The 24,613-nt window shown below is 65.7% G+C and carries 30 protein-coding genes; 13 read left to right on the top strand and 17 right to left on the bottom strand.

The window, feature by feature from the left end; genetic code table 11:
- A partial coding sequence (locus tag GY791_00970) for a hypothetical protein (GenBank protein ID MCP4326996.1) occupies positions 1-157 on the top strand: 157 nt, incomplete at its 5' end.
- On the opposite strand, the gene GY791_00965 is transcribed toward GY791_00970, so the two are convergent.
- The 3 genes from GY791_00965 to GY791_00955 all read right to left on the bottom strand — a co-directional run bounded on the left by GY791_00965 (position 154) and on the right by GY791_00955 (position 2,468).
- The gene (locus GY791_00965) at positions 154-567 is read right to left on the bottom strand and encodes a RidA family protein (GenBank protein ID MCP4326995.1); all 414 of its coding nucleotides are present in this window, start codon (positions 565-567) and stop codon (positions 154-156) included. The genes GY791_00970 and GY791_00965 overlap by 4 nt on opposite strands.
- On the bottom strand, positions 564-1,775 hold the full coding sequence (locus GY791_00960) for an argininosuccinate synthase (protein ID MCP4326994.1): 1,212 nt from the start codon (positions 1,773-1,775) through the stop codon (positions 564-566). The genes GY791_00965 and GY791_00960 overlap by 4 nt, the downstream gene beginning before the upstream one ends.
- A 69-nt stretch (positions 1,776-1,844) precedes the next feature.
- Positions 1,845-2,468 (bottom strand): hypothetical protein, encoded by a 624-nt coding sequence (locus tag GY791_00955; GenBank protein MCP4326993.1) that lies wholly within the window; start codon positions 2,466-2,468, stop codon positions 1,845-1,847.
- A 77-nt stretch (positions 2,469-2,545) separates the two neighbouring features.
- Here GY791_00955 and GY791_00950 point away from each other — a divergent pair, with 77 nt between their 5' ends.
- Entirely contained in the window at positions 2,546-3,025 is a 480-nt protein-coding gene (locus tag GY791_00950; GenBank protein ID MCP4326992.1) for a hypothetical protein, read from the top strand.
- A 7-nt stretch (positions 3,026-3,032) separates the two neighbouring features.
- Here the strand turns inward: GY791_00950 and GY791_00945 are convergent, their stop codons facing one another.
- Together GY791_00945 and GY791_00940 are read right to left on the bottom strand one after the other, a co-directional pair.
- Positions 3,033-4,061: a branched-chain amino acid ABC transporter permease gene (locus GY791_00945; GenBank protein MCP4326991.1), complete on the bottom strand. Its 1,029-nt coding sequence runs from the start codon at positions 4,059-4,061 to the stop codon at positions 3,033-3,035.
- Positions 4,062-4,104: 43 nt separating this feature from the next.
- Complete coding sequence (locus tag GY791_00940) at positions 4,105-4,551, bottom strand: mismatch-specific DNA-glycosylase (GenBank protein ID MCP4326990.1); 447 nt, start codon at positions 4,549-4,551, stop codon at positions 4,105-4,107.
- Between the two features lie 136 nt (positions 4,552-4,687).
- Here GY791_00940 and GY791_00935 point away from each other — a divergent pair, with 136 nt between their 5' ends.
- Positions 4,688-5,044, top strand: a complete 357-nt coding sequence (locus GY791_00935; GenBank protein MCP4326989.1) for a PAS domain-containing protein — start codon at positions 4,688-4,690, stop codon at positions 5,042-5,044.
- Positions 5,045-5,096: 52 nt separating this feature from the next.
- Here GY791_00935 and rlmN read toward each other — a convergent pair whose 3' ends face one another.
- The 3 genes from rlmN to GY791_00920 are packed head-to-tail and all read right to left on the bottom strand — an operon-like array spanning position 5,097 to position 7,367.
- Entirely contained in the window at positions 5,097-6,215 is a 1,119-nt protein-coding gene (gene rlmN, locus GY791_00930; protein ID MCP4326988.1) for a 23S rRNA (adenine(2503)-C(2))-methyltransferase RlmN, read from the bottom strand.
- Between the two features lie 45 nt (positions 6,216-6,260).
- Positions 6,261-6,785, bottom strand: a complete 525-nt coding sequence (locus GY791_00925) for a hypothetical protein (protein MCP4326987.1) — start codon at positions 6,783-6,785, stop codon at positions 6,261-6,263.
- A gap of 33 nt (positions 6,786-6,818) precedes the next feature.
- Positions 6,819-7,367, bottom strand: coding sequence for an RNA methyltransferase (locus GY791_00920; protein ID MCP4326986.1), 549 nt, complete (start codon positions 7,365-7,367; stop codon positions 6,819-6,821).
- Positions 7,368-7,439: 72 nt separating this feature from the next.
- Between GY791_00920 and GY791_00915 the strand changes: the two genes are divergently transcribed.
- Complete coding sequence (locus GY791_00915; protein ID MCP4326985.1) at positions 7,440-8,465, top strand: asparaginase; 1,026 nt, start codon at positions 7,440-7,442, stop codon at positions 8,463-8,465.
- A gap of 10 nt (positions 8,466-8,475) precedes the next feature.
- Entirely contained in the window at positions 8,476-9,450 is a 975-nt protein-coding gene (locus GY791_00910; GenBank protein MCP4326984.1) for an NADPH:quinone oxidoreductase family protein, read from the top strand.
- A 49-nt stretch (positions 9,451-9,499) separates the two neighbouring features.
- Here GY791_00910 and GY791_00905 read toward each other — a convergent pair whose 3' ends face one another.
- Positions 9,500-10,789, bottom strand: coding sequence for a glycosyltransferase family 4 protein (locus GY791_00905; GenBank protein ID MCP4326983.1), 1,290 nt, complete (start codon positions 10,787-10,789; stop codon positions 9,500-9,502).
- Between the two features lie 341 nt (positions 10,790-11,130).
- Here GY791_00905 and GY791_00900 point away from each other — a divergent pair, with 341 nt between their 5' ends.
- Both GY791_00900 and GY791_00895 read left to right on the top strand, forming a co-directional pair.
- Positions 11,131-11,832 carry a hypothetical protein gene (locus tag GY791_00900; GenBank protein ID MCP4326982.1) on the top strand — a complete coding sequence of 234 codons (702 nt, stop codon included), beginning with the start codon at positions 11,131-11,133 and terminating at the stop codon, positions 11,830-11,832.
- Between the two features lie 261 nt (positions 11,833-12,093).
- Positions 12,094-12,591 (top strand): hypothetical protein, encoded by a 498-nt coding sequence (locus GY791_00895; GenBank protein ID MCP4326981.1) that lies wholly within the window; start codon positions 12,094-12,096, stop codon positions 12,589-12,591.
- A gap of 71 nt (positions 12,592-12,662) precedes the next feature.
- Here the strand turns inward: GY791_00895 and GY791_00890 are convergent, their stop codons facing one another.
- Complete coding sequence (locus tag GY791_00890; GenBank protein ID MCP4326980.1) at positions 12,663-12,965, bottom strand: DUF1127 domain-containing protein; 303 nt, start codon at positions 12,963-12,965, stop codon at positions 12,663-12,665.
- 119 nt (positions 12,966-13,084) lie between these two features.
- On the opposite strand from GY791_00890, the gene GY791_00885 reads away from it, so the two are divergent.
- Positions 13,085-14,029, top strand: a complete 945-nt coding sequence (locus GY791_00885; protein MCP4326979.1) for a transcriptional regulator GcvA — start codon at positions 13,085-13,087, stop codon at positions 14,027-14,029.
- Positions 14,030-14,063: 34 nt separating this feature from the next.
- Here GY791_00885 and GY791_00880 read toward each other — a convergent pair whose 3' ends face one another.
- On the bottom strand, positions 14,064-15,248 hold the full coding sequence (locus tag GY791_00880) for an MFS transporter (protein ID MCP4326978.1): 1,185 nt from the start codon (positions 15,246-15,248) through the stop codon (positions 14,064-14,066).
- Positions 15,249-15,272: 24 nt separating this feature from the next.
- The gene (locus GY791_00875; protein MCP4326977.1) at positions 15,273-17,225 is read right to left on the bottom strand and encodes an acetoacetate--CoA ligase; all 1,953 of its coding nucleotides are present in this window, start codon (positions 17,223-17,225) and stop codon (positions 15,273-15,275) included.
- 29 nt (positions 17,226-17,254) lie between these two features.
- Between GY791_00875 and GY791_00870 the strand changes: the two genes are divergently transcribed.
- Positions 17,255-18,349, top strand: a complete 1,095-nt coding sequence (locus GY791_00870) for a DMT family transporter (GenBank protein ID MCP4326976.1) — start codon at positions 17,255-17,257, stop codon at positions 18,347-18,349.
- A 42-nt stretch (positions 18,350-18,391) separates the two neighbouring features.
- On the opposite strand, the gene GY791_00865 is transcribed toward GY791_00870, so the two are convergent.
- The 3 genes from GY791_00865 to GY791_00855 all read right to left on the bottom strand — a co-directional run bounded on the left by GY791_00865 (position 18,392) and on the right by GY791_00855 (position 20,253).
- Positions 18,392-19,096 (bottom strand): PEGA domain-containing protein, encoded by a 705-nt coding sequence (locus GY791_00865; protein ID MCP4326975.1) that lies wholly within the window; start codon positions 19,094-19,096, stop codon positions 18,392-18,394.
- Between the two features lie 135 nt (positions 19,097-19,231).
- On the bottom strand, positions 19,232-19,903 hold the full coding sequence (locus GY791_00860) for a cupin domain-containing protein (GenBank protein ID MCP4326974.1): 672 nt from the start codon (positions 19,901-19,903) through the stop codon (positions 19,232-19,234).
- Positions 19,904-19,914: 11 nt separating this feature from the next.
- Positions 19,915-20,253: a DUF1232 domain-containing protein gene (locus tag GY791_00855; protein MCP4326973.1), complete on the bottom strand. Its 339-nt coding sequence runs from the start codon at positions 20,251-20,253 to the stop codon at positions 19,915-19,917.
- A 177-nt stretch (positions 20,254-20,430) separates the two neighbouring features.
- On the opposite strand from GY791_00855, the gene GY791_00850 reads away from it, so the two are divergent.
- Positions 20,431-21,192 carry an SDR family NAD(P)-dependent oxidoreductase gene (locus tag GY791_00850; GenBank protein ID MCP4326972.1) on the top strand — a complete coding sequence of 254 codons (762 nt, stop codon included), beginning with the start codon at positions 20,431-20,433 and terminating at the stop codon, positions 21,190-21,192.
- A 25-nt stretch (positions 21,193-21,217) separates the two neighbouring features.
- Here the strand turns inward: GY791_00850 and GY791_00845 are convergent, their stop codons facing one another.
- Together GY791_00845 and GY791_00840 are read right to left on the bottom strand one after the other, a co-directional pair.
- Positions 21,218-22,267 (bottom strand): DUF2157 domain-containing protein, encoded by a 1,050-nt coding sequence (locus tag GY791_00845; protein MCP4326971.1) that lies wholly within the window; start codon positions 22,265-22,267, stop codon positions 21,218-21,220.
- A gap of 10 nt (positions 22,268-22,277) precedes the next feature.
- Positions 22,278-22,568: a 4a-hydroxytetrahydrobiopterin dehydratase gene (locus GY791_00840; protein MCP4326970.1), complete on the bottom strand. Its 291-nt coding sequence runs from the start codon at positions 22,566-22,568 to the stop codon at positions 22,278-22,280.
- 113 nt (positions 22,569-22,681) lie between these two features.
- Here GY791_00840 and GY791_00835 point away from each other — a divergent pair, with 113 nt between their 5' ends.
- The 3 genes from GY791_00835 (at position 22,682) to GY791_00825 (ending at position 24,526) form a co-directional block, all read left to right on the top strand.
- On the top strand, positions 22,682-23,443 hold the full coding sequence (locus tag GY791_00835) for a methyltransferase domain-containing protein (GenBank protein ID MCP4326969.1): 762 nt from the start codon (positions 22,682-22,684) through the stop codon (positions 23,441-23,443).
- A gap of 65 nt (positions 23,444-23,508) precedes the next feature.
- Complete coding sequence (locus GY791_00830) at positions 23,509-23,922, top strand: metallopeptidase family protein (protein ID MCP4326968.1); 414 nt, start codon at positions 23,509-23,511, stop codon at positions 23,920-23,922.
- Between the two features lie 208 nt (positions 23,923-24,130).
- Complete coding sequence (locus GY791_00825) at positions 24,131-24,526, top strand: hypothetical protein (GenBank protein ID MCP4326967.1); 396 nt, start codon at positions 24,131-24,133, stop codon at positions 24,524-24,526.
- The last annotated feature ends 87 nt before the right edge of the window (positions 24,527-24,613 follow it).

The following is a 24,613-nucleotide window of genomic DNA, read 5'->3' as shown; positions in this document are numbered from 1 at the left end:
TTCAAACGTGGAAACCGAAACCGATCCCGAACGGACAGAAGCGCGCCGCGCCTTCCTCAAGAAGGCCGCGCTGTCGTCGGCCGCGGTGCCGGCGGTCACCCTGATGCTGTCGGCCGGCGCCAAGGCGGGCGCACCAAAGCCGGTGAGTCCGATCTAGCCGGGCCGGCGAAACCGGTCGCGCGGGATTTCGGCGATGGCGGTGATCTCGACCATCAACTCGGGATCGTAGAGCGCCGCCACCTGGACCGTCGTGGTCACCGGATAGGGCGCAGAAAAGAACTCCCGCCGCACCGCGCCCGGTTTCATGAAAGCGCCGATGTCGGTGACGTAGTGGGTCAGCGAAACGATGTCGGCCATCGCGCCGCCGACAATAGCCAGCGCGGATTGAATGTTCTCCAGTACCTGGCGGACCTGGGCCGCCATGTCGCCCCGGCCGACGACGGCGCCGTCGCGGTCGAGCGCCACCTGTCCCTTCAAATAGACGACCTGCCCGTCGCCCTGGACGACGCCCATCGAGAAGGCGCCGAAGGGCGCCCACAGATCCGGCGGATCGAAGGCGTCGATCACCGCGCCATCATCTTGGCCAGGCGCAGGCGCAGCGCGTTCAACTTGATGAAGCCCTCGGCGTCGCGCTGGTCGTAGACGGTGTCGGCCTCGAAGGTCACCATGTCCTCGCTGTAGAGGCTGTTCGGCGACTTGCGGCCGGTGACGATGACGTTGCCCTTGTAGAGCTTGAGCCGCACCGTGCCGGCGACCCGCTCTGCCGCCTCGTCGATCGCCGCCTGCATCATCGCCCGCTCGGGGGCGAACCAGAAGCCGTTGTAGATGAGCTCGGCATAGCGCGGCATCAGCTCGTCCTTGAAGTGCATGGTGCCGCGGTCGAGGGTCAGCGACTCCATCGCCCGGCGGGCGTGGAACAGGATTGTCCCGCCCGGGGTCTCGTAGACGCCCCGCGATTTCATGCCGACGAAGCGGTTCTCGACGATGTCGAGGGCGCCGACCCCGTTGCGGCCGCCGAGCTCGTTGAGCTTGGTCAGGAGCGCGGCCGGCGACAGCTTTGCGCCGTCGATCGCGACCGGATCGCCGGCCTCGAAATCGATGGTGATCTCCTCGGCCCGGTCGGGCGCCGCCATCGGCGTCACCATGCGGCTCAGGACGTGATCGTAGTCGGGTTCCTGCCACGGGTCCTCGAGCGCTTTGCCCTCGGACGAGATGTGCAGCAGGTTGGCGTCCTGGGAGAACGGCGCCTCGCCGCGCTTGTCGCGGGGGATCGGGATCTGGTGGGCGTCGGCGAATTCGATCAGCTTGGTCCGCGAATCGAGGTCCCATTCGCGCCACGGCGCGATCACCGTGATGGCCGGGTTGAGGGCGTAATAGGCGAGTTCGAAGCGGACCTGGTCGTTGCCCTTGCCGGTGGCGCCGTGGGCGACCGCGTCGGCGCCGGTTTCGGCGGCGATCTCGATCTGGCGCTTGGCGATCAGCGGCCGCGCGATCGAGGTACCGAGCAGGTAGGTGCCCTCGTAGAGCGCGTTGGCACGGAACATCGGGAAGACGTAGTCGCGGACGAACTCCTCGCGCAGATCCTCGACGAAGATCTCCTTGATGCCGAGCAGTTCGGCCTTGGCGCGCGCCGGCTCGAGCTCCTCGCCCTGGCCGAGATCGGCGGTGAAGGTCACCACTTCACAGCTATAGCGGTCCTGCAGCCAGCGCAGGATCACCGAGGTGTCGAGGCCGCCCGAATAGGCGAGCACGACTTTCTTGACGTCGCTCATGATAGCTATCCCGAAGCCGGGGTCGAAACGGCGCGCAGTATATGGATCGCACCCGGCGGAGCAAGCGTAGCGTCATTTCCCACGGTGGCGTTGGTGGTAGCGGCGCAACTTGGCGCGGTTGCCGCAGACCTTCATGTCGCACCAGCGCCGGCTGCCGTTCTTCGTCCGGTCGAGGAACACCCAGCCGCAATCGCGTCCCGGACATTGTTTGATCCGATCGCGCTCCGCCGCGCCGAAGAGCGCGATCGCGGACTCGGCGATCGGCCCCAAGACCTGCCACGCCTCGGCCTTCGCCCAGCGCCAGACAAGGCCGTCGCCGCCGGGCACGAGATCAGCTTCCGCCAAGGCACGGCGATAGGTCCGGCCAAGGGTCGCTATCGCCGGCTGCGGCGGCGCCGCGTCGGCGGCGAATGCTGCGGCGATGGCATGGATCGCCTCGCGCAGCTTGACCGCGCGGGCAACGACCTGCGCCTCTGCCCTTCGATCGATGTCGATAACCGCCGCCTGCGCGGGGGTAAGAAGGCCGGCGTGACGCGACCACAAAACCAGGTCGGCGACAGTGCGCAGATGGTCAAGATGTTGAGCGCCGCCGCGGCCGCTCGCGGTGTTGGCGAAATCGAGGCCCGAATGGCCCGCGATCAGTCCCAGGCGGGCGATCCGCGACGGTATTTCATGGGTCGGAGGCGGCGTGATCATTCTAACTGTCTATTTATGTTTTACCGGTTTTGAACCTGGTGTAGTTTACCCCCATAGCATTGTTTAGAACGCGGGTCATGGGACGGATTACGATCGTCATCGCGGCATTGGCGGCCATCGCATTGACCGGTTGCGACGACGATAGCGGCGACCGGCCCTATCTTACGTTCGCCGGCGGCGGCTTCGTCTTCAACTACAACATCGCCGAAGCGTTTTACGGCTTTGTCGCCGTCCCCGATCGGGCGATTCCGCCGGGCACGATCCTGGAGGCCCGCTTCGAGGACCCGGCCGGGGACGAGCCCTATGTGGTTACCCAGACGGCACGCGACGGAATGGTACAATATTCGTTCCGCACACCGGCGGTCAGTGGCGTCGAGGCCGGCCGCGACTACACCGTCGAATTGGATTTGCGGACGCCGGACGGCGCGTTGCTTGCCAGTTACACCAAGACCTTCCGATCCGACATCGGCCAGGACAGTCTGCCCGACCGCCCGTTGACGATCGGGCCCGGCTACCACCCGAACCCGGACTCCGGGTTGCCGCTGCCGGCGAAATGAGGCCGGCTCAGCCACGGTCATGGTCCGGCCGGGTAGTCGGTGTCAGCAGACCGTTGGGACGCCATATCATCAACCCCATCAGGACGCCGAACACCGCAACGTCGCGATAGTCGCCACTGAAATAGGCCGACCAGAAGGATTCAAGGGCCCCGAGGAGGAAGCCGCCGGCGACCGCGCCGGTAACCGACCCGAGCCCGCCGACGACGGCGGCCAGAAGCGTCTTCAGGCCGAGCACCGTGCCCATGTAGAAACTGACATTGCCGTAGTAGAGCGCGATAATGGCCCCAGCGGCACCGGCATAGGAGGCCGAGAGCAAAAAGACCACCGCCAGCACGACGTTGATATTGATGCCGCAAAGCTCGGCCATGCCGAGATCCTGCGAGCAGGCGCGCCATATCCGGCCGAACCGGTGACGCGACACCAAGCCGATCAACGCCGCCGACAGGACCAGCGAGGCGACCAAAATCACAGCCCGCATCGGCGTAATGGTGATCGAAAAACCATCCGCCTCCAAGAGCCGGATCGGGTCGCCGAGCAGCGGCTGTAGCCAGCGCTCGCGGCTGTCCCTCGCCAGGCGGACCACTTCCTCGAGGGTGATCGCGAGGCCCACGGTGGCGATCAGCATGGCCAGCGACGACGCCCGAATCAGCGGCAGAACGACACTATGTTGAACGCCGTAGCCCAGCACCGCGGTGCCGGCAATTGCATAGAGCGCGGCGAAGACGATAGTCGCTGCCAGCCCAAGCGGCGACAGGGCTGCCAGGATCGTGACCCCGGCGACGGTCATGTAGCCGGCCCACATCGCGAGCGCGCCGAAGGCCAGGTTGATGCGGTTGCATATGCCGTAAATTAGGACATAGGCGGCCGCCAGCAGGCCGTAGAAGGCGCCGACTTGAACCGCGTTCAGGCATTGTTGCAGGACATAGAGTCCACTTTTTCCCCACCCGTCGGCGGCGGCGACCGCGGCAGACGTGGGCAACAGGACGCCGGTGAGGACGACGGGAAGCACGGCGAGCAGCGGGCGGACGATGCGCATCGCCGGCTATCTGTCACGCGGCGGCTAAACCTGTCAATTGAATTTAGCCGGTTAGATCGCGTCCAATGAATTGGGCCACCTCCCGCCACGGGCCGAGATCCCAATAGGCCACAGCACGGCCCGAGGTCGACGGCAGGACGAACACCGAAGAGCCACCGATGGCATCCGCCTGGCGCCCGTAGGCGACCTTGCGGCCGAGCGTCAATTGGGCCGCGTTCTTGCTGTTGAAGGCGACCGCCCGCGGCCGCCAGCGGCGGATTTTGCCGAGCACCGCGGCCGCATCGTGGTTGGCGCGGTCGAGCTCGTGGTCGGCGCCCGACTGCGCTTTGCAGACGTCGGTCAAGCCGATTCCGAAGCCGGGCAACAGGTCGAACTCTTCGGGCGCCAACCGCCGCGGCGTCAGCCCAACCGCCGCGAGAGTGGGCCAGAAACGATTTCCAGGATGGGCATAATAGGCGCCGCGGCGTGCCGATTCGGCGCTCGCCGCCATGCCGACGATAATAAGGTCGAGGCCGGGCGCGAGAACGTCGGGCAGGACCGGTGACGGCGGTGAATTCACGAAAGCATCCTGTAAACCGGTATGCTATGCGAATTGGCCCCACGGAACCAGGAACAGGAAGAGACGAATGATCGACACCAGTCTGATGCAGGCATTCTTCGATAGCGCCGATACCGTGATCTACATCAAGGACGCCGAGGGCCGCTTTCTCTTCGTCAACCGGAAGGGGGCGGAGATGCTCGATATGAGCGCGGCGGATTGTGTCGGCCAGACCGCCTATGACCTCATTCCCAGGGACCAAGCCGACCGCGTTACCCAGATCGACCGGCGCGTCGCGGAAAGCGGAACGCCGACCAACTTCAAGGACGCCGTCAACCTGCCCACCGGACGGCGCGTCCTGCTCGATCATAAGTTTCCGGTCTCGGTCGCGGACCATCCGGGCGCCGTCGCCGGCATCGCCATCGACGTGACGGACGCGGACTGAAGCCGCTGAGCCAATCGAGCGACTGACGCGACGCCTACTCCATCGTCGGCGATCAGCCCGCCAACTCCGCCGCCATCCGGCGCCTACTGGCGCGCTCCTTAACGCTGTCCGACTTGAGCTGGCCGCAGGCGGCCATGATGTCGCGGCCGCGCGGCGCGCGCACCGGCGAGGCGTAACCGGCGTCGCGCACGATCGCGGCGAAGGCCTCGATGGCGGCCGGCGTCGCGCACTCGTGCGGCCCCCCCGGCCATGGGTTGAAGGGGATCAAATTGACCTTGGCCGGGATGCCGCGGATCAGGCGGACCAGGGCGCGGGCGTCGGCGGTCGAATCGTTGACCCCCTTCAGCATGACGTACTCGAAGGTGATGCGCCGCGTCGCCTTGCTGGTCGGATAGTCGCGGCACGCCTGCAGCAATTCGGCGATCGGATATTTGCGGTTGAGTGGCACGATCTGGTCGCGCAGCGCGTCGGTCACGGCGTGCAGCGAGACCGCCAGATTGACGCCGAGCTCGCGCCCGACACGCTCGATCAGCGGGACCACGCCAGACGTCGACAGCGTGATGCGGCGGCGCGAGATCGCCAAACCCTCGCCGTCCATCACGATGCGTAGGGCCTTGGCCACGTTGTCGTAGTTGTAGAGCGGTTCGCCCATGCCCATCATGACGATGTTCGACAGCATGCGGCCATGGACCGGGGTCGGCCATTCGCCGAGGCCGTCGCGGGCGACCATCACCTGGCCGACGATCTCGGCGGCGTCGAGGTTGCGCACCAGACGCTGGGTGCCGGTGTGGCAGAAGGTGCAATTGAGGGTGCAGCCGACCTGCGACGAGACGCACAGCGCGCCGCGGTCCCGTTCCGGGATATGGACGGTCTCCACCTCCTGCCCGTCGGCCGTGCGGACCAACCATTTGCGCGTCCCGTCGGCCGAGGCCAGGTCGCGCACGATCTCCGGCCGGCGGACGGCGTAGCGGTCGGCCAGCGCGGCGCGAAACGACTTGGCCAGGGTGGTCATGGCGGCGAAGTCGCTCTCGCCGCGATAGTAAATCCAGTGCCACAGCTGACGGGCGCGCAACGGCGGCGCGTCGAGCGTCGCCATTTCGGCGCTCAACTCGTCACGGGACAGGCCGATGAGATTGGGGCGCCCGGTTGGGTCGTTTCCACATGAACCCATAGTGTTCCGGGCCGGGCGGCCCGGCCTCCTCGAGCGTCGCCGGCGTTACTTGCAGGCGGCGCGGACCGCGTTGTAGGCGGCGGTGAATCCCTTGAGCGAATATGTATCCGTCGTCTTCGTCCCGCGTTTCGAAAAGCCGGTCACGACCATGGTCGAGCCCGCCTTCATGGCGCCGATCAGTTTCTCGTCGCTGTCGGCGCTCGCCGCCCAGGCGGTATCGTCCTGGCTGAACATCTCGAAGCGCTCGCCGGCGATCGCCGCCTCGATCGGGCTGGTCTCCTTGTAGGAGTAGCCGGTGACGATGCTGATCTGGCCGCCGTCGTAATAGTCGTCGCCTTGCGGCACCGGCTTGAACAAGGTGACGAAGGCGAGGATATCGCCACGTTTGGTGTAGTTGCCCTTCGACCTGGTCGGCTTGGTCCAGGCGAAGCAGGTCTTGTTGCCGCTGTCGGCCTTGACGTGGGCGGTCCATGCGTCGTGCCGCGACAGGAACGCGGGGTCCTGGGCCAGCGCCGGCAAGGCTATCAAAGACACGAGAAGATGAGCGAAGACGAGACGCAAAGTTTTCATGGCGCGGTCATACATTCCGGTTGTTGATCCCTATTAATCCGCATCGGCCCGTTCCCGCGCGCGGCGCAGGACGGGTTGTCCAAAAACATGGGGCGGCAGCGCTTCCCGGGCGCCACCTGGAATGAACGGCCGGTTCGCGAAGCGGCCCAGTGTGATCATCCGGTCGTACATCACGATCGCCCCGGCGACGCCGACATTGATACAGAATTTTGTCGGAATCTTGACCACAAAATCGCACCGCGCCGTCATTTCCGGCGACAAACTACCGCGTTCCGGACCGAAGATATAGGCGGCCTGTCGCGGATGGCGGAACTCCGGAAGATCGACGGCATCGTCCTGGAGCTCGACCCCGACCAAGTTGCACGCTTTCGGCAAACGCAGGGCCGCGGGGTCGTCGAACGCGTAGACCGGCAGCTCGGCAGGGGCGTCGGAGGTGTCGGACCGGCCCCCTTCCCGGGTCGAATAGACCGCCCCGACGGTAAAGAAAAAGGCGGCCTCGAAGGCATGGGCGGAACGCATCAGACTGCCCGCATTCATCTGCTTGCTGATGTGTTCGACGCCGATTCCGAAATAGCCGCGCATGTCCGGCGGAACCTTGCATAAGGCGGGCCGTGAAGGCAAGGTGTTTGCCCCTTTCTGCTCACCGGAAACCCGATGAACGAGATATCCTCCGCGCCGGTCGTGGTCGAAGTATGGCGCGGCGCGGCGATCGAGAGCCGCCATCAGGGCGCCGCCGTGGTCGCCGACGGCGGCGGCCGAATCGTCGGCGCTTGGGGCGATATCGAACGGCCGGTCTTTCCCCGCTCGGCGATCAAGCCGCTGCAGGCGATCTCCGTCGTCGACAGCGGCGCGGCCGCGACCTACGGCCTCGACGAAACCGAAATCGCGCTCGCTTGCGCGTCCCACGACGGCGAGCCGGCGCATGTCGACGCCGTCGCCCGGTGGCTCGCCCGGCTCGACCTGTCGGCGGGCGATCTCGAATGCGGGGTTCACGCGCCCTACAACGCCGAGGCCAATGCGGCCCTGGTCCGCGCCGGCCGGCCGCCGACCGCCTTGCACAACAATTGCTCCGGCAAGCACAGCGGCATGCTGACCCTGGCCCGGCACGCCAAGGCCGCGACCACGGGCTATATCGACCTCGACCACCCGGTACAGCGGGCCTGGCGGCAGGTGCTCGAGGAGATGAGCAATGTCGACCTCGCCGCCGCCCCGGCCGCGATCGACGGCTGTTCGATCCCGACCATCGCGCTGCCCCTCACCGGCCTCGCCCGCGCCGCCGCCAGATTCGCGTCGTCGGGGCCCGGCGACTCACCCTTTGGCGATGCCTGTGCCACGATCCGCCGGGCAATGGCGGCGGCGCCGTTCATGGTCGGCGGCAGCGGCCGGTTTTGCACCCGGGTCATGGAGGCTACGGCCGGCGCGGCGCTGGTCAAGGTCGGCGCCGAGGGTGTCTATTTCGGTGCCCTGCCCAAGGCCGGCCTCGGCATCGCGGTCAAGATCGACGACGGCGCCACCCGTGCCGCCGAGGTCGCGGTGGCGGCGCTGCTGGCGCGCTTCGGCGATTTCGACGACGACGGGCTGGCGGCGATCGGGGGCCTCGCCGAGGTTCCGCTGTACAACCGTCGCGGGATCCATGTCGGCGACATCAAGCCGTCCGTCGCGTGGATCGACGGTTCTTAGGAGGACTTGCATGCGGGCCATTTTGTGCACCGACTGGGGTACGCCCGACGACCTGAAGCTCGCCGATGTCGAGCCGCCGGCGCTAATGCCCGGCCATGTCCGCATCGCGGTCGAGGCGTCGGCGGTAAACTTCGCCGATACCCTGCTCATCGCCGGCACCTACCAGGAGCGTCCCGACCGGCCGTTCAGCCCCGGTCTCGAATTGGCCGGGACGGTGGCCGAAATCGGCGCCGGCGTCGCGGCGGTCGCGCCCGGCGACCGGGTCATGGCGGTGGTTCCCTATGGCGCCTTCGCCGAGCAGGTCATGGCGCCGGAGGAGAATGTCTTTCGCATTCCCGACGCGATGGATTTCGATACCGCCGCCGCGTTTCCGGTCGCCTATGGCACCTCCCATGTCGCGCTCACCGTACGGGTGCCGATCCGGGCCGGCGAAACCCTGCTCGTTCACGGTGCCAGTGGGGGTGTCGGTCTGACCGCGGTCGAGATCGGCAAGATTCTCGGCGCCACCGTCATCGCCACCGCGAGCAGTCCCGAAAAACTGGAGATTGCGAAATCGGCCGGCGCCGACCATCTGATCGATTACAGCCGCGACGACGTGGTCGAGCGGGTCAAGGCGATCACCGGCGGGCGCGGTGCCGAAATCCATTTCGATCCGGTCGGCGGCGATGCCTTTTCGGCGTCGATGCGTTGCGTCGCCTGGGGCGGCAAGATCCTGATCATCGGCTTCGCCAGCGGCAAGGTGCCGAAGATTCCCGCCAACATTCTGCTGGTCAAGGAAATCGCCGTATTCGGGTTCTATTGGGGCGCCTACCGTATCCACGCGCCGGAGATCGTGCGCGATTCCTTTGCCGAGCTCCTCGGCTGGTTTGGGGCGGGCCGGCTGCATCCCCATATCTCCCACCGCTTTCCGCTCGAACGGACCACCAATGCGCTGAAAACCGTATTGGCGCGCAAGTCCAGCGGCAAAGTCGTGATCACGATCTAGGCTTTAGGTTCCTCGCTGTTTTGACGGTCGATGGAGACCCATCGGTCAATCAAGCTGTTGCCAGCGCAGTGTACTGCTGTAGCAACCCGACCGCGATTCGTTGCCAGGAAAATTTGGGCACGATGTCGTCATAAGCCGTCCTGGCGAGGCGGGCGGCAAATCCATGGTCGTGCAGTAACCGGCAAACCGCCTCGGCAAGGGCATCGGGATCGCCACGCGGAACAAGCAGGCCCGTTCGGCCCTCGTCGACGATTTCGGAAACACCGCCGCCGTGCGTGGCAACAACGGGCACGCCACAGGCCATGGCCTCGATGATTGGCATGCCGAAGGCTTCCTCCCACAACGAGGGAAATACAAAGACCGAGGCGGACCGGTAGCGGTCGGGCAATTCGGCGAGGGGCAGCGGAGGTGAATGAACGATGGCACTACGCGCCGCCGCGTCGAGGTCGAGTAAGCGATCCTGGTAATAGCGATCCCGCCGCCCTACGGTTCGCCGGTAGAAACGGGCGCCTAGGGTCTGGCCGTAGAATGCGGCCACGTCGGCCTCGCTGGCCGGCGGACTGAGTGGCGCCCGCGCGGCGTGAGGCACGACCGCGCCGGTGCCGGAAATGCGCAATATTGTACTGGGACAGCGGGCATGGATTCGGGGCCATGCATCGACCAGAACATGAACGCCTTTTTCCGGCGACAGGCGGCCGAGATAGAGAGATTCGGTTGGGCCAGACTTGGTTTCATCGGCCGGACGGGGCGAGAATTGCTTCGAATCGACGCCGTCGTAGACGACGCCAAATGTTGGCGCGGAACCGGCCCAGTGGTCGCGCAGTCGCCCGGCGACGAATTTGCTGCACCCAACGACATGGTCGGCAGCGCGAAGACTGGCGGCGAAACGCGGATCGGATAGTCGATGCGCCTTGTCGTCATGAAAGTGGAGGATAATCTTCGCCCGCGGATGCGCACGCCGAACGATCGGCGCGAAGTGGGCAAGGCTCATGATATGGATGATGTCGATCCCCTCGCGCGCCGCATCGCGGGCGGCTGCCGTGGCGAATTGGCGGCCATAGAGCGTCGACGCGGCCGCATGAGTTGGAAGACCGGCCGCGGCGATGGCCGCATCGGCGAGGCCCCAGGCGCGGTGATTGAAGGGCAAGCGCTTGACGACAAAACCCTCGCCCGCCCACTCCCGGTCCGGTTCGCCCGGGCGCCGCCGCGCGTAGACCGTAACCTCGGCGAGCGGGGCCAGGGATCGTGCCAGATGATAGGTCACGATGCCGACCGAATCCTCGCCGTCATAGGGTAGCGGCGGTGGCGATGTCGGTTGGCCGAGAAACGCGATCTTCATGCCTGGCCGCCGTCGATTTTATGGCTGTGACCGTGTCCGGGGACTGTACACACGCCGGCGCCTCGCGAAGCAAGTCCAAATGATGGACGGCGACCGGTCCGTCACGAGCGAGGGTCGGGCCGTCTGCCGGGATCGACGAACAAGCGACGCGAGTCTTCCGCGCGTCGTGCTGTTATTATCGCGGCGGGCATCGTCCCAGGGTATCGGGAGGTCATCCCATGAATCAGAGCCTATGGAAAATGCGAAAGGCAATTACCGGTCGGATCTACCGGTCATATGTCTTCCTCGATTCGCGATGCCCGGCATTGCCTGTCCCGAAAACCCGGCCGGGCAACGTCGTAATGATCCATCCCAGACGGGCCGGCAGTACGGTATTGGGGTACATGCTGGCGGCGACGCCCGGGATCTTCTGGGATCACGAAGTCTTTGGTCCGGAGTACGGCTATTGGCGCCACCAAACGACGCCCGAGCAGTTCCTGCGCCGACGCTTGGGGCGCGCGCTGTTTCGCTCTTACGGATTCGAGTGTTCGACCGCCGAGGCACCCAATTTCGGCGCGGATTGGCCACGCGTGCTCGATAAATTGGGCGATCTCGGCATCAGTCGCTTGGTACGGCTCGAGAGACGCAATATTCTGCGCGGTATCGTCTCGAATACGATCGCGCATACCGGCGGTCGATCCAAGCTGCGTGCTCGGGCGGCCCCGATCTTTCAACCGATCCACCTCGACCCCGAGCGCGTATGGACCGCCGAGGGACAAAACGCGCTGCTGCCGGCCCTGGCCAAGGTCAGCGCACAAATGACTGGCCTCGCGCATGCGCTCGAAAATCGGCCTCACCTTTCGCTCACCTACGAGGATGATGTCGCCCGCGATCCGGTGGTTGGATATCAGCGAATCTGCGCATTCTTGGGAGTCGCCGCCGCCGATCTTGCTCCCCGGTACCGGCCGGTCAATCCATACCCCTTGAGCCGCTTGCTCACGAACTTCGAGGCGATCGCGGCGCATTTGGGCGGAACGCCCTATGCCTGGATGCTGGAGGAATAGAATCGCTTGATGGTCGCAAGCGGCCGTCGATTAGATTTGCGTTGCATGTTTGCGACTGACGCGGCCGACGACTTCCGCTTTCAACGGTGTTGCGGGGCACGGAAAGTGCAATTTCATCATCCGGGCCGGTCGGAAACTATCGTTTTCCGTGACGAAGAATTCGGTTCGGCTTTTGCGCCAACGGCGTTACCATTGCGGCGCGGCGTACCCTGGCTGCCATGCCGCGCCATCATTCACAAACCCATAGTCGAGGAGGCTTCGATGATATTTAGAAAGACCTGTTGTGTGATTGCAATCGTGGGTCTGACCGGCGCCTCCGTCGCCAGTTGCACCTGGGTCGAGGAACAGACCGGCCTCGGCCAGAAGACCCAGATCGGTGCCGCCGGCGGTGCCGCGGCCGGCGGTTTGCTGGCGGCGGCAGTCGGTGCCAGTCCCTTGGGCCTCGCCGCCGGCGTCATCCTCGGCGGTCTCGGCGGCGGTGCGATCGGTAGTTTGCTCGACGACAACGACAAGGATGAGGCGCTCAAGGCCCAGCAACAGTCGTTGGAAAAGAACAAAGCGGGCCAGACGACGACCTGGAACGATCCGAAGGACGGCGACACCGGCACCTACACGCCGCACAACACCTACACCACGAAGGATGGTCTCACCTGCCGCGATTACGAGCAGACGGTGACCATCGACGGCAAGACCGAAAAGGCCACCGGCACGGCCTGCAAGACAGCCGACGGCTCGTGGCGGGTTCACAACCCGGCCTGACCGCGTCTCCGGTCACCCCAACGGTCAAGGTTGACGACCGTTGGGGTGAACCGAACTGACCAAATCATCAATCAAGCTCTCCAGAACGGCTTGGCGGCTTCGTGGGCCGCCTCCGCGTGACCGACCCCGATGTCGCTCAGCAGCCGTCCATCGAGCTGGGCCAAGGCCCGCCGTTCGCGCGCCCGCTCCATCCACAGGAAGACCGTCGCCACCGCCGTCTCGATTCTGGCGGCAACGGTCTGCTTGGCCCGCGATAGATCGAAGGTCACCGCCGCTGTGCGCGGTGCCGGGAACCGGCCGATACCGTTGCCGGCCGTCTCGGCCGCCACCCAAAAATCAGAGAAATTATGAGAAATATTGATGTGTTTGCGCATTGGTGGTCTCCTCGTCAAAGCGCTGATCTCATTAGCTTGAAGAGGGATATAGGTCCGAATTTAGACCTGGACAAACGACGATTTCTTATATATCGGATTAGAAAAACTTATCCGTTGCCATGGCCAGACGCCTGCCGCCCTTGAATGCTTTGCGCGCCTTCGAAGCGGCGGCGCGCCACCTCAGCTTTACCCGCGCGGCGGCCGAGCTGAACGTGACCCAGGCGGCGATCAGCCATCAGGTCAAGACGCTCGAGGAGCGCCTCGGGGTCGTCCTGTTCCGGCGCCTCAACCGGGCGCTGAGGCTCACCGACGCGGGCCAGGCCTATCTGCCGACGGTGCGCGACGCCTTCGACGCGATCGCCGCCGCCACCGACCGCCTCTATGCCGACGATTCCGCCGGCCGGCTGACGGTGAGCACGCTGCATTCCTTTGCCGCCGCCTGGCTGCTGCCCCGGCTGCCGCGATTCCGCGCCCTCCACCCCGATATCGACGTGCTACTCGACGCCGAGGACAAGCTCGTCGATCTCGCCCACGCCGGTGTCGACGTCGCCATCCGCTATGGCCAGGGCGACTGGCCCGGGGTCCGCGCCGAGCTGTGGATGACCGAAGAAATCTTTCCGGTGTGCAGCCCCAGCCTGCTCGAGGGTGCGGCGCCGATGCGGGTCCCCGCCGACCTCAACCGTCACACGCTTCTGCACGACGACATGCGGGTGAATTGGGGGGTCTGGTTGCGCGCCACCGGCGCCGGCGATGTCGACGCGACGACCGGCCCGGGTTTCACCGATTCGCGGCTGGTCGTGCAGGCGGCGATCGCCGGCCACGGCGTCGCCCTGGCGCGCAGCCATCTGGTCGCCGACGATATCGTCGCCGGCCGCCTCGTGCGTCCGTTCGACGACGGGCTCCCGGCAGGCTACGCCTATTACATCGTGGCCGAACCCGGCAGTTGGGAGCGGCCCAAGGTCAAAGCGTTCCGTGATTGGCTCAAGGCCGAAGCCGCCGGCGCGCCGCTGCCCGGTCCGGCGGCGACGCCGGACCGCCTGAGCGGTCCGATCAAGACGACCTGAGCGGCCGCCCATCCGGATCGAGCTTGGCGCGCATTCACGCCGGCGGTGATGCCGGCTGCCGCCCGCGGCGGCTATGGTGCCGGATGGCGACGGTGACGACGAAGGACGCACAGACCACGGTCAGGAAGGCGGGCAGTCCGTGCGGGTCCCACAGATCCATGGCGACCCCCGCCGCCGCCGGACCGCCCATGCTGGCGATGCCCCAGATGGCGCCGAAGGCGGCATTGGCGGTGACGAGATCGGGTCCCTTGAAGCGCTGGCCCTGCAGCACCAAGGCGACCGTGTAGATGCCCGACGCGACGCCGCCCCACAGAAACAGCGCCCCATAGAGCAGCCACGGCCACATCACCACCAGCGGCAGCAGGGACACGCCGAGCGCGCTCAGCACGCCGAGGCCGCCGATCAGGCGGTAGCGGTCCATGCGGTCGGCCAGCCATCCGATCGGCCATTGCATGGCCATCGCACCGGCCAGCACAACGGTCAGCATCAGTGCCGCCGCGTTGTCGGAGTAGCCCGCGCGCACGCCATAGACCGGCAGCAGGGCGCTACCCGCGCTCTCGATCACGGCGAAGGCGAAAACCGCCATCGTCAGGCTCGGCGCGATGCGGACGAAGGTCCAGATCGAGAACGACGCATGGCCCTCGAGCCGCGGCGCCACGCTGCCGATGACGATGAACGGGATGATACCGACCAGGTTGCACAGCGCGCCGGCGACAAACGGCGCCCAGCCGTCGATCCCGGTTATCGTTATGATGATCGGGCCCAACGCGAGTCCGCCGCTGAGCGCGATGCTGTAGATCGCCATCAGCCGGCCGCGGCTGTGATCATCGGCGATCTGATTGATCCACGTCTCGCCGGCGACGAACAGGCCGGCTGCGGTCACGCCCATGAAGAAACGCAAGACGAACCAGTAATAGATCCCGTCGAACGCCTTGAGCCCGAGGATCAGCGCGGCCTCGAGGAGAATGCTACCGATCAGGAACGGTTTCAGCCCGATGGCGCGGATGGCGCGCGGCAGGAACGGCGACAGGATAATCATGGCGAGCGCCGGCATCGCCGCGTTGAGGCCGATCACGGTGCCCGAATAGCCGCGCTCTTCGAGCAGCAGCGACAGCAGCGGATAGGTGAGGCCGATGGTGACCCCGACCAGCGTCATGCAGGTTATGACGGCGGTCAGGCTGCGCCGCTTCTCGGACGCGCTGAGGGCGAGCTCGGCCATAACCGTCTACTCGGGCGGTAGCCGTCAGGTCTGCAATTCGGGCCGGTCGCGGAACTCCTCGAGCGCGACCGGATTGGCCAGCGCTTCGACGTTCTTCACCGGTCGGCCATGGACCACTTCGCGCACCGCCAGCTCGACGATCTTGTTGCTCTTGGTGCGCGGGATATCGTTGACCTGAACGATCTTCGCCGGCACATGACGCGGCGATGTATTGGCGCGGATGGTCTGACGAATCTTCTGGATCAACGCATCGTCGAGCTCGCCCCCGTCGCGGACCACGACGAACAAGACGACCCGGGTGTCGTCGTCCCAGTCCTGACCGATGACGATGCTCTCCTGGATTTCGTCGAGCTTCTCGACCTGGCGGTAGATCTCCGCCGTGCCGATGCGCACGCCGCCGGCGTTGAGCGTCGCGTCCGAGCGGCCGAAGATGACGATGCCGTTGTGCTCGGTCAGCATGACGTAGTCTCCGTGGCACCAAACGTTGGGAAAGCGGGCGTAGTAGGCGTCATGGTAGCGCGCGCCGTCGGGGTCGTTCCAGAAACCGAGCGGCATCGACGGAAACGGCTTGGTACACACCAGCTCGCCTTTCTCGCCGCGCACCGGCCGCCCCGATTCGTCGAACACGTCGGCGGCCATGCCCAGCGCCCGCGCCTGAATCTCGCCGCGCCACACGGCGCCGATCGGGTTGCCGCCGACGAAGCAGGCGAGGATATCGGTGCCGCCGGATATCGACGCCAGATGAATGTCCGCCTTGATGTGCCGGTAGACGTAATCGAAGCCCTCGGGCACCAGCGTCGAACCGGTCGAGGTCATGACCCGGAGGGTGTCGAGCTTGTGGGTCTCGGCCGGGTGCAGGCCCGCCTTGTTGCAGGCGTCGATGTATTTGGCGCCGGTGCCGAACAAAGTCATGCCGGTGGCGTCGGCGAAATCGTAAAGCACATTGCCGTCGGGATGGAACGGCGAGCCGTCGTAGAGCAGCAGCGTCGCCTCCGAGGCCAGCACCGAGGCCAGCCAGTTCCACATCATCCAACCGCAGGTGGTGAAGTAGAAGACGCGGTCGTCGCGCCGAATATCGCACAGCAGCCGGTGCTCCTTGAGGTGCTGCATGAGCGAGCCGCCGACGCCGTGGACGATACATTTGGGCACCCCCGTGGTGCCGCTGGAAAACATGATATAGAGCGGGTCGTTGAAACCGACGCGAACGAAGTCGATGGCCCCGGCTTCGCGTCCCGCGATGAACGCGTCGAGCGTCACGGCGTTGGGTATCCGCGACAGGTCCGGGTCCGCTTCGGTGTAGGGAATTACCACGACCTTCTCCACGGACGGCATCTGCGCCAGGATTTCCGGCAGCTTGGTCAGCACGCTGTGGGTCTTGCCGTTGTAGTGGTAGCCGTCGACGCAGAACAACACCCGAGGCTCGATCTGGCCGAAGCGATCGACCACACCCTGGACGCCGAAATCGGGCGAGCACGACGACCATACGGCGCCGCGGCTAGTCGTCGCCAGCATCGCCATGATGGTTTCGGGCATGTTGGCGACGATTCCGGCGACGCGGTCACCGGGGGCAATGCCGATTTCGTCGAGCGCGCGCGCCAACCGCGAAACCCCATCGTAGAGCTCGGCCCAGCTGAGCTCGCGCTTCACTTTGTCCTCGCCCCAGAATATCAGCGCCGCGCCGTCGTCGCGGCGGCGCAGCAGGTTCTCGGCGAAATTCAACCGGGCGTCGGGAAAAAATCGCGCCCCCGGCATCTTGTCGCCGTCGACGAGCACCCGCTCGCCCGGCCCGTCGCCGATGACGCCGCAGAAATCCCAGACCGCGAGCCAGAACTTCTCGATCTCGGTGATCGACCACGCCCACAGCGACTCGTAATCGTCGAGGGTGATGCCGTTCTCGGCCTCGACCTGGCGCATGAAGGCCCACAGATTGGTGCCGCGCTTGCGCTCGTCGGACGGCTGCCAAAGCGGTTGGTCCACGGTTCTTCTCCTCTCGCTCGCTGGCGGCAATGTCCTATCTATACGCCGACCCCATCGGCCGGCGAAAGGGCCTGCGTGCGGCGCGTGGCAGCGATGCGTATGCCATCCTGGTCGCCGCTACGGTGGTCGTCTACAACAACGGGATGCCGCGAACAATGGAAGATGGCGCGGGACCCCGGTCGTCGACCGAGTCCTTCATCGCCGGTGCGTTGTGGATGTTGCTGGCCGCCCTCGGCTTTGCGCTGATGTCCGGTATCATCCGTCACGTTTCGGCGCAACTGGATCCCTTCGTCATCGTCTTCTTCCGCAACCTGTTCGGGCTCATGTTCATGATGCCGTGGTTGCTGCGCAGCGGTCTTTCCGGGTTGAGAACCGGGCGTCTCAGACTGCACCTGCTGCGCGCGGTCATGGGGCTCGGCGGCATGCTGTGCTGGTTCTGGGCGCTTTCCAACATGCCGATGGCGGAGGCGGTGGCGCTCAATTTCACGGCTCCACTGTTCACCACTGTGCTGGCCATTCCGCTGCTCGGCGAGGTCGTCCACTTGCGCCGCTGGACGGCGACCATCGTCGGCTTTCTAGGGGTCCTCGTCATCCTTCGTCCCGGCATGGCGGCGATCAGCGAGCCCGCCATTGTCGTGCTCATGGCATCGGTATTCATGGCTGGCGCCGGTATCCTGATCAAGACGCTGTCGCGCACCGAAGGCGACGGCGCCATGGTCACCTATGTGGTGCTGTTCCTGACCCCGATGTCGCTGGTGCCGGCGCTGTTCGTCTGGACCATGCCGTCGTGGACCACGCTGTTGTGGCTCGCCGCGATCGGCGGCCTGGCGACTTTGGCCCACCAATGCCTGACCCGATCCTTCCGCGCCGCCGACGCTTCGGCGATCATGCCGTTCGACTATGCCCGGTTGCCGTTCGTCGCCGCCATCGGCTACGTCGCCTTCGACCAGAGCGTCGACGTCTGGACCTGGGTCGGCGGCGGCATCATCGCCGCCGCGGGCTTGTACATCGCCCATCGCGAGATCGTGCTCGGCCGCGACCCGACGGCCCCGCTCACCGTCGGCGACCGCGCCGCCAGCGGCGTCTTTCGCGGCACCCTGAAACGCTTCGGCTATTGGAAATAGGCGGAATCAGCCGCTAATTAGCGCGCATCGGCGCAATTTCTTCTAGAGCTGTACGGCCTGACAATAATCTCCCCTTGCCTCCATCTCGGCGCAAATCGCATCCGATTCGGATTCCGTGAGACCAACGCCGTAGAGATGGTACAGGGAACTGCCTCCCGCACCTTCGACGGGTGTAACCTGCGCTCTCCCCATCGCGAGCTTGGGATATGTCACGACATACGAATCCCAAGACTTCAAGGCGACTTCTGCATCATGATAACTGGCCAGGGCGACGCCGAATTTCTCATTCTGGGCCATTGGAGGTGACTCGCCGCCATCGGTTGGTTCGTCCTCTTTGACGTCTCCGACCGGGAACAACGTAACCGTTAGGTGCTCATCGTAATGGTTGTCCGCCCCGGTCGACGAATCGATCACCCAGCCAACGACCCCGCCTAGAATGAGATTTCCGAATGTTGCGCCCTCGATCTCGGAATCGATGACGTTAGATGTGTCATGGTAACCATCTTTCGAGCAGGTGACTTGAATATCGTGCTTCGTCTTCTTGACCTCGACGGTCGACGGCGTCTTTACCCGGCCAATAACCAATTCCTCGCGTTTCAGCGTGCAATCGGCCCCTTGCGGGTTTGAATCGAAGGACAGCGTCTGCGACGTACCCGAGGCGATTGACGCGCATCCTCCGGTAAGCAGCAGAAGTGGCAAAGCCAGGACAAGAAGGAATTTGTGCATTGTGGCCACCCCTATGATCATGTCCGCGAAATTCACGCAGCGACATAAATTTTGAAATCCAGCGAGCGAGCGCTGAATAACATTCAGCCCTTGGTTGCGCAATATCCAATAATACTGGAAATCTATCTAAGTTAGGACTCGCCCGAGCTGCTTGCTTCAGCCGCCCAGATGTCCCGACTTGACGTAGAGCGTGCAGCCGCCGGTCGAACGCGCGGCATGGCTGCTGCCGGCGGGATAGCGGATCCAGCTGCCGGCTTCATAGGACCCGTGTTCATCATGCAGGTCGCCGGAGACGACGAAGATCTCCTCGCCGCCCGGGTGGTCGTGGAGTGGGCTCTCGGCGCCGGGGTCGAGGCGGAACAGGCGCATCGTCTCGGGGTAGCCGTCCTCGCCGTAGAGCGGCAGGCGATAGGCGCCCGGCCCCTCGGCGGGCCGCCACTCGGCGGTGGTGGTGTCGATGTTGATCTGGCGCCGCGCCGTGCCCGGATATTGCTGTAGCTTGACGAACAGCACGCAGCCTTTCGTCGAGAACGGCGCGTGGGCGAAGCCTTCGGGATTGAGCAGATAGGTCCCGGCCGGATAGTCGCCGTGCTCGTCCGAGAACACGCCGTCGAGGACCAGGATCTCCTCGCCGTCGGGATGGGGGTGGGACGGGAAGGCGCTGTCGCGGTCGTAGCGGACGACCGACGTCACCCGGCTCGATTCCGACGGTCCGGTCAGGTCCAGTCGTTTGCGCCAAACGCTCGGGCTCGGGCTCGGCTGCCATTCGGCGCGCGCGGTGTGGACGATTGCGAGGCGGCTGAAATCGGCATTCACGCCTGTGGGCATTTGCGCGGCTCCTAAGTCGAGGCGCGGTCGAGGAAGCGGCGCGCGCGTTGCCGGTGGCGGTCGGCGATATGGGGTGCCATGGCGGTCACCGCGGCCATCATCACGGTCGCGTCATCGGTGAAGCCGAGACCGGCGATGAAATCGGGGATCATGTCGGCGGGCACGACGAAATAGGCCAGGGCGCCGATCAGAACGACCCGGACGCGGTGCGGCGTTCGCGGATCGGCGGCGCAGAAATAGGCCGACACGGCCTCTTCGGCGAACGGGATGCGGCCGGCAACACGGCGCAATTTCCGCCAGAAATCGCGGCGGACGCGCTCTTCCGCCTGTGGTCCCGAAGGGACAACCATGGGCAGTCGATGAACCTGCATGAATTGAAATATGGGATCGCGACGCGGCGGTCGCAATACGCAAGCGCTTTTGCTAGAGGTTAGCCCGCTCGGCGCCGGGGCGAACCGATGGGAACGATCGCGCCCCCGATGCGGCTTGGCCATGCCGGGCGGAATTCGAACCGGGAGGAACGGCTTATGGATGTGAAAGGACACGCGGCATTGGTCACCGGGGGCGGCTCCGGCATGGGGGCGGAGACCGCGCGCCATCTCGCCGCGGCGGGAGCCAAGGTCGCCCTGCTCGACGTCAACACCGACGGCGCCGCTGCGGTGGCCGAGGAAATCGGCGGCATCGCGGTCGCCTGCGACGTCGCCGATGCGGCCAGCGCCGAGGCCGCAATCGCAGCGGCGCGGGAGGCCCACGGCGGCGCCCGCATCCTGGTCAACTGTGCCGGCATTGCCCCGGCGGCCCGGGTCGTCGGCCGCGACGGCCCGATGCCGCTCGACGATTACGCCCGGGTCATCAATGTCAACCTGATCGGCACCTTCAACATGATGCGGCTGGCGGCCGCCGGCATGCAGACCCTCGACCCGCTGGCCGACGGCGAACGCGGGGTCATCGTCTCGACGGCGTCGGTCGCCGCCTATGAAGGCCAGGTCGGCCAGGCCGCCTACGCCTCGTCCAAGGGCGGCGTGGTCAGCCTGACGCTACCGGTGGCGCGCGAGCTCGCCCGCTACGGTATCCGCGTCATGGCCATCGCGCCGGGCCTGATCGGCACGCCGATGCTGATGGGCCTGCCCGACAATATCCGCGACAGCCTGGCCGCCACGGTGCCGTTCCCGAGCCGCTTCGGCGCGCCGTCGGAATATGCCCGTCTGGTCATGCACATCGTCGAGAACGTCATGCTCAACGGCGAGGTCATCCGCCTCGACGGTGCCATCCGCATGCAACCGAGTTAGGCTCGGTTAGGCCGGCTCCGATCGCTTAGCCTTCCCGCGCCGGCGGGATCAGGCGGCGCCAGGAATCGGGGATGCGGGCCGTGAGCCAGGCCTCGATGCGCGCCCGGCTGCGGTGGTAGCGGACGCCGAGCCACAGCACGGCGATACCGATCAGGCTGAGCACGACCGGGAACATCAGCGAATCCTCGAACAGCCCGTAGGCGACGTGGAACAGCCAGGCGAGGACCGCCAGCGAGCCGAAGATGACGAAGATCGGCCGCGCGAATAGGACCGACAGCCCGATCGACGCCACCCCGACGAGGGCGAACAGGAACTGCACCACATCGCCGGCATCGCCGTTGAACAGGGTCAGCCCGGCGAAGCCGACCCAGAAACTGAGCAGCCCGCCGAGATAGCCCCAGAACGAGAAGTCCTCGCGAGTGCGGTGGTCGAGAATCCATGACACCGCGAGCGTCGCCAGCCCGAAGACGACCGCGACGCTCTGCTGGATGGTGCCGGTGTCGCCGTCGGGGCCGAGGATATACCCTACCAAGTCGACCGAGATCAGCCACGCCGCCGCGACGATCGGCACGGCGAGGAAGGAGAAGCGGACGAAGCGGGCCATCGCCAGCCCGCTGGCCAGGGTCGCCGCTTCGATGACCAGCCGGTTCAACGTCGGGCCCGGCGCGCTCTGGCGCAGGCCCTCGGGCCACAACCCGGCCATGAATTGGACGCCGAGGATCGCCAGCGGCACCATGAATACGGCGAGCGTCAGCAGCAGCCCGCCGGCCACGCGGGTGTCGTCGCGGCGCCAGAAACGCCCGCCGGCGGCGGTGAAACAGACCCCATAGACGAGCGCCAATACCAGCAGCGAGCCGCCGCCATATTCGCGCCAGGCCAGCGTCATGAACAGGAACATGGCGACGATGACCAGCACCGCGCCGAGATAGTAGGCGACGTTGGGGACGTCGAACCGCGACTCGGCCGCATCGGCGGCGCGGTGGCGGCTCAATGCCTCCCACAACGGCGTCACTTGTTCGGTGGCGATGATGCCGTCCCGGGCCGCTTGGTCGAGATCGGCGCGGGTGATTTTCATCGGCCGGCCGTCATCCGGCGACGCGGTCGATCGCCTTGGCGAGCTTGATATCGCGTTCGCTCAGCCCGCCGGCGTCGTGGGTGCTGAGGGTGATGTCGACCCGGTTGTAGACGTTGAACCATTCCGGGTGGTGGTCCTGTTTTTCCGCGAACAACGCGACCCGGGTCATGAACCCGAAGGCAGCGTTGAAGTTCTTGAAGGTAGAGGATTTGGCGATCGCGTCCCGTCCCTCGGCCTCGGTCCAACCGTCGAGTTCGGCGAGGGCCGTCGTCCGGGCCGTGCCCTGCAGTTTATCGACCATGGGTGTGCCTCATGCGGTTGTCGCGCCGCCACAGTGACAAGCCGCACCGGCGAGATCAAGGCGGCTCGGGTAAAGACTGCCGCCCCGCCGCGCCTATTGTCCTAGCCTGCCGCATGGCCGATATTGGATTCACCGCCGTTATGCGCGCCGCCATCGAGCCCATGCTCGACGAGACCGGCGCGGCCCCTGGTATCCGCGTCCTCGATGTCGCCTGCGGCGCAGCGGCACCCGCCGCCGACGCCGCCGTCAGCCGCGGAGCGACGGTCGCCGGTATTGATCTGTCGCCGTCCAGTATCGCCGCGGCCCGGCGCGCCTGCCCCGATATCCGGTTCGAAGTCGGCAGCGCCGAATCCTTACCCTTCGGCGACAACAGCTTCGACGCGGTGATCATCAATTTGGGCGTGCTCCATTTCGCCTCGCCGGAAGCGGCGCTCGGCGAAGCCCACCGCGTCCTCGCAAGCGGCGGCAGAATCGGTTTCACGGTCTGGGCGGCGCCCGAACGCGCGCTCGGCTACGGCGTACCGATTGAGGCGCTCGAGCGCCACGGTATCGCCGATTCGGCGCCGTCGCCGCGGCGCCGGTATTTTCGCTTCGGCGACCACGACGAATGCCGGCGGGTGCTTGCCGAGGCGGGCTTCTCGGAACCGTCGATACGGGACGTCGATCGGGTCTGGCGTGCGCCGTCGGCGGCCGAAGTTTTCGAATACCTGGTCCAGGGGATCATCGTCGGCACCGCCTTGCGGGCCCAGCCGGCGCCCGCCGGCGCCGCCATTCGGGCGGCCGCGGTCAGCGGTTTCGAGGCCTTCGCCGACGGCGACGGCGACGGGGTGGCCATCCCGATGACATTGACGCTGGCCACCGCCGTCAAGCAATGAGCGCCGCCGCGGCGCCAGGATGGCAATTTCTCGCCGCCGGGCGCCGGGTGGTTTAGATTTCCGCCATGAAGAAACGCCGCCCCGCCAATGCCTGGTCGAACGCGCCCAGCCTCGACGAACTCGCGGCGATCGCCGAAACCGCGTTCGCCTCGATCCCGGAAACGTTTCGCCGCGAGGTCGAGGGCGTCGCCATCCGCGTCGCCGACTTTCCCGACGAAGAAACCGAGCGCGAGATGAATCTCGAGTCGCCGTTCGAGCTGCTCGGCCTCTACCGCGGCGTATCGATCGACCAGAAAAGCACGCTCTCGACACCCCAAGACGTCGATCAAATTTTTCTCTATCGGCGGCCGATCCTCGACTATTGGGCCGAATGCGGCGACGCGCTGGAGGATATCATCCGCCACGTCCTGGTCCACGAGCTCGGCCATCATTTCGGCTTTTCCGACGCCGATATGGAAGCCATCGAGGACGAGGCCTGAGGCCGCGATAGCCGGCTCATCGGGCGCTGCGGCGGGCCGGACCATGGATTGGTTCGACCACCATCGAGCCGCGACCGGCCGCCGGTGCACCGGCGCATCGCATTACCCGCCATCGTTGAACAACTTTTGTCTTTCCGTTCGATGAGACTAATTTCTTGCCGACGATCGACCTTGAAATTCATCGTGACTGGCATTTGGGGAGGAAACAGTGAACCGGCATCTTTATCTCGACGACAACACGCGGACGGACTTGTTGGATCGGGCTCGGGCGCCATGGCGGGCGGCGGCGTTGCTTCTTGGCGTCGCGCTGATCGCGGGGTGCGCGGCGAGCCCGGAGGATATTGCGCCCGAGTTCGTCAGCGAGGCGCAATATCAGGACCTGACATGCGAGCAGATTTCGGCCGAGCGCGCGCGCGTCGACGCGGCCTTGGTGAGCGCCACGGAAAAGCAGGAAAAGGCCAGATCAGACGACATCGCGGGGGTCATTTTCTTGGCGCTTCCTCTCGGGTCGATGAACGGACACGATGTCGAACCCGAGATCGCCCACCTCAAGGGTGAACGCGACGCGTTGGATCGCAGTGCCGAGCTTGAAAACTGTGTTTAATGAGGGGGTTGGCCTCGATTCACCCGATCCGGGCGACGGCGCGGCTGTGCGAGGCCGGGCGGCGTCGTTGATCGGCCGCTGTTAGCG

This window comes from Alphaproteobacteria bacterium (genome assembly GCA_024244705.1).
Lineage (GTDB): Bacteria > Pseudomonadota > Alphaproteobacteria > JAAEOK01 > JAAEOK01 > JAAEOK01.
The sequence above is the reverse complement of the archived record's forward strand: the minus strand, read 5'-3'. Positions and strand labels throughout refer to the sequence as shown.

What these genes read in the sequence shown, in the direction of transcription:
- GY791_00955 (MCP4326993.1), bottom strand. Translation starts at nt 2,468, where the DNA reads ATGATCACGCCGCCTCCGACCCATGAAATACCGTCGCGGATCGCCCGC.
- GY791_00950 (MCP4326992.1), top strand. Translation starts at nt 2,546, where the DNA reads ATGGGACGGATTACGATCGTCATCGCGGCATTGGCGGCCATCGCATTG.
- GY791_00945 (MCP4326991.1), bottom strand. Translation starts at nt 4,061, where the DNA reads ATGCGCATCGTCCGCCCGCTGCTCGCCGTGCTTCCCGTCGTCCTCACC.
- GY791_00940 (MCP4326990.1), bottom strand. Translation starts at nt 4,551, where the DNA reads ATGGCGGCGAGCGCCGAATCGGCACGCCGCGGCGCCTATTATGCCCAT.
- GY791_00935 (MCP4326989.1), top strand. Translation starts at nt 4,688, where the DNA reads ATGATCGACACCAGTCTGATGCAGGCATTCTTCGATAGCGCCGATACC.
- rlmN (MCP4326988.1), bottom strand. Translation starts at nt 6,215, where the DNA reads ATGGGTTCATGTGGAAACGACCCAACCGGGCGCCCCAATCTCATCGGC.
- GY791_00925 (MCP4326987.1), bottom strand. Translation starts at nt 6,785, where the DNA reads ATGAAAACTTTGCGTCTCGTCTTCGCTCATCTTCTCGTGTCTTTGATA.
- GY791_00920 (MCP4326986.1), bottom strand. Translation starts at nt 7,367, where the DNA reads ATGCGCGGCTATTTCGGAATCGGCGTCGAACACATCAGCAAGCAGATG.
- GY791_00915 (MCP4326985.1), top strand. Translation starts at nt 7,440, where the DNA reads ATGAACGAGATATCCTCCGCGCCGGTCGTGGTCGAAGTATGGCGCGGC.
- GY791_00910 (MCP4326984.1), top strand. Translation starts at nt 8,476, where the DNA reads ATGCGGGCCATTTTGTGCACCGACTGGGGTACGCCCGACGACCTGAAG.
- GY791_00905 (MCP4326983.1), bottom strand. Translation starts at nt 10,789, where the DNA reads ATGAAGATCGCGTTTCTCGGCCAACCGACATCGCCACCGCCGCTACCC.
- GY791_00900 (MCP4326982.1), top strand. Translation starts at nt 11,131, where the DNA reads ATGATCCATCCCAGACGGGCCGGCAGTACGGTATTGGGGTACATGCTG.
- GY791_00895 (MCP4326981.1), top strand. Translation starts at nt 12,094, where the DNA reads ATGATATTTAGAAAGACCTGTTGTGTGATTGCAATCGTGGGTCTGACC.
- GY791_00890 (MCP4326980.1), bottom strand. Translation starts at nt 12,965, where the DNA reads ATGCGCAAACACATCAATATTTCTCATAATTTCTCTGATTTTTGGGTG.
- GY791_00885 (MCP4326979.1), top strand. Translation starts at nt 13,085, where the DNA reads ATGGCCAGACGCCTGCCGCCCTTGAATGCTTTGCGCGCCTTCGAAGCG.
- GY791_00880 (MCP4326978.1), bottom strand. Translation starts at nt 15,248, where the DNA reads ATGGCCGAGCTCGCCCTCAGCGCGTCCGAGAAGCGGCGCAGCCTGACC.
- GY791_00870 (MCP4326976.1), top strand. Translation starts at nt 17,255, where the DNA reads ATGTCCTATCTATACGCCGACCCCATCGGCCGGCGAAAGGGCCTGCGT.
- GY791_00865 (MCP4326975.1), bottom strand. Translation starts at nt 19,096, where the DNA reads ATGATCATAGGGGTGGCCACAATGCACAAATTCCTTCTTGTCCTGGCT.
- GY791_00860 (MCP4326974.1), bottom strand. Translation starts at nt 19,903, where the DNA reads ATGCCCACAGGCGTGAATGCCGATTTCAGCCGCCTCGCAATCGTCCAC.
- GY791_00855 (MCP4326973.1), bottom strand. Translation starts at nt 20,253, where the DNA reads ATGGTTGTCCCTTCGGGACCACAGGCGGAAGAGCGCGTCCGCCGCGAT.
- GY791_00850 (MCP4326972.1), top strand. Translation starts at nt 20,431, where the DNA reads ATGGATGTGAAAGGACACGCGGCATTGGTCACCGGGGGCGGCTCCGGC.
- GY791_00845 (MCP4326971.1), bottom strand. Translation starts at nt 22,267, where the DNA reads ATGAAAATCACCCGCGCCGATCTCGACCAAGCGGCCCGGGACGGCATC.
- GY791_00840 (MCP4326970.1), bottom strand. Translation starts at nt 22,568, where the DNA reads ATGGTCGATAAACTGCAGGGCACGGCCCGGACGACGGCCCTCGCCGAA.
- GY791_00835 (MCP4326969.1), top strand. Translation starts at nt 22,682, where the DNA reads ATGGCCGATATTGGATTCACCGCCGTTATGCGCGCCGCCATCGAGCCC.
- GY791_00830 (MCP4326968.1), top strand. Translation starts at nt 23,509, where the DNA reads ATGAAGAAACGCCGCCCCGCCAATGCCTGGTCGAACGCGCCCAGCCTC.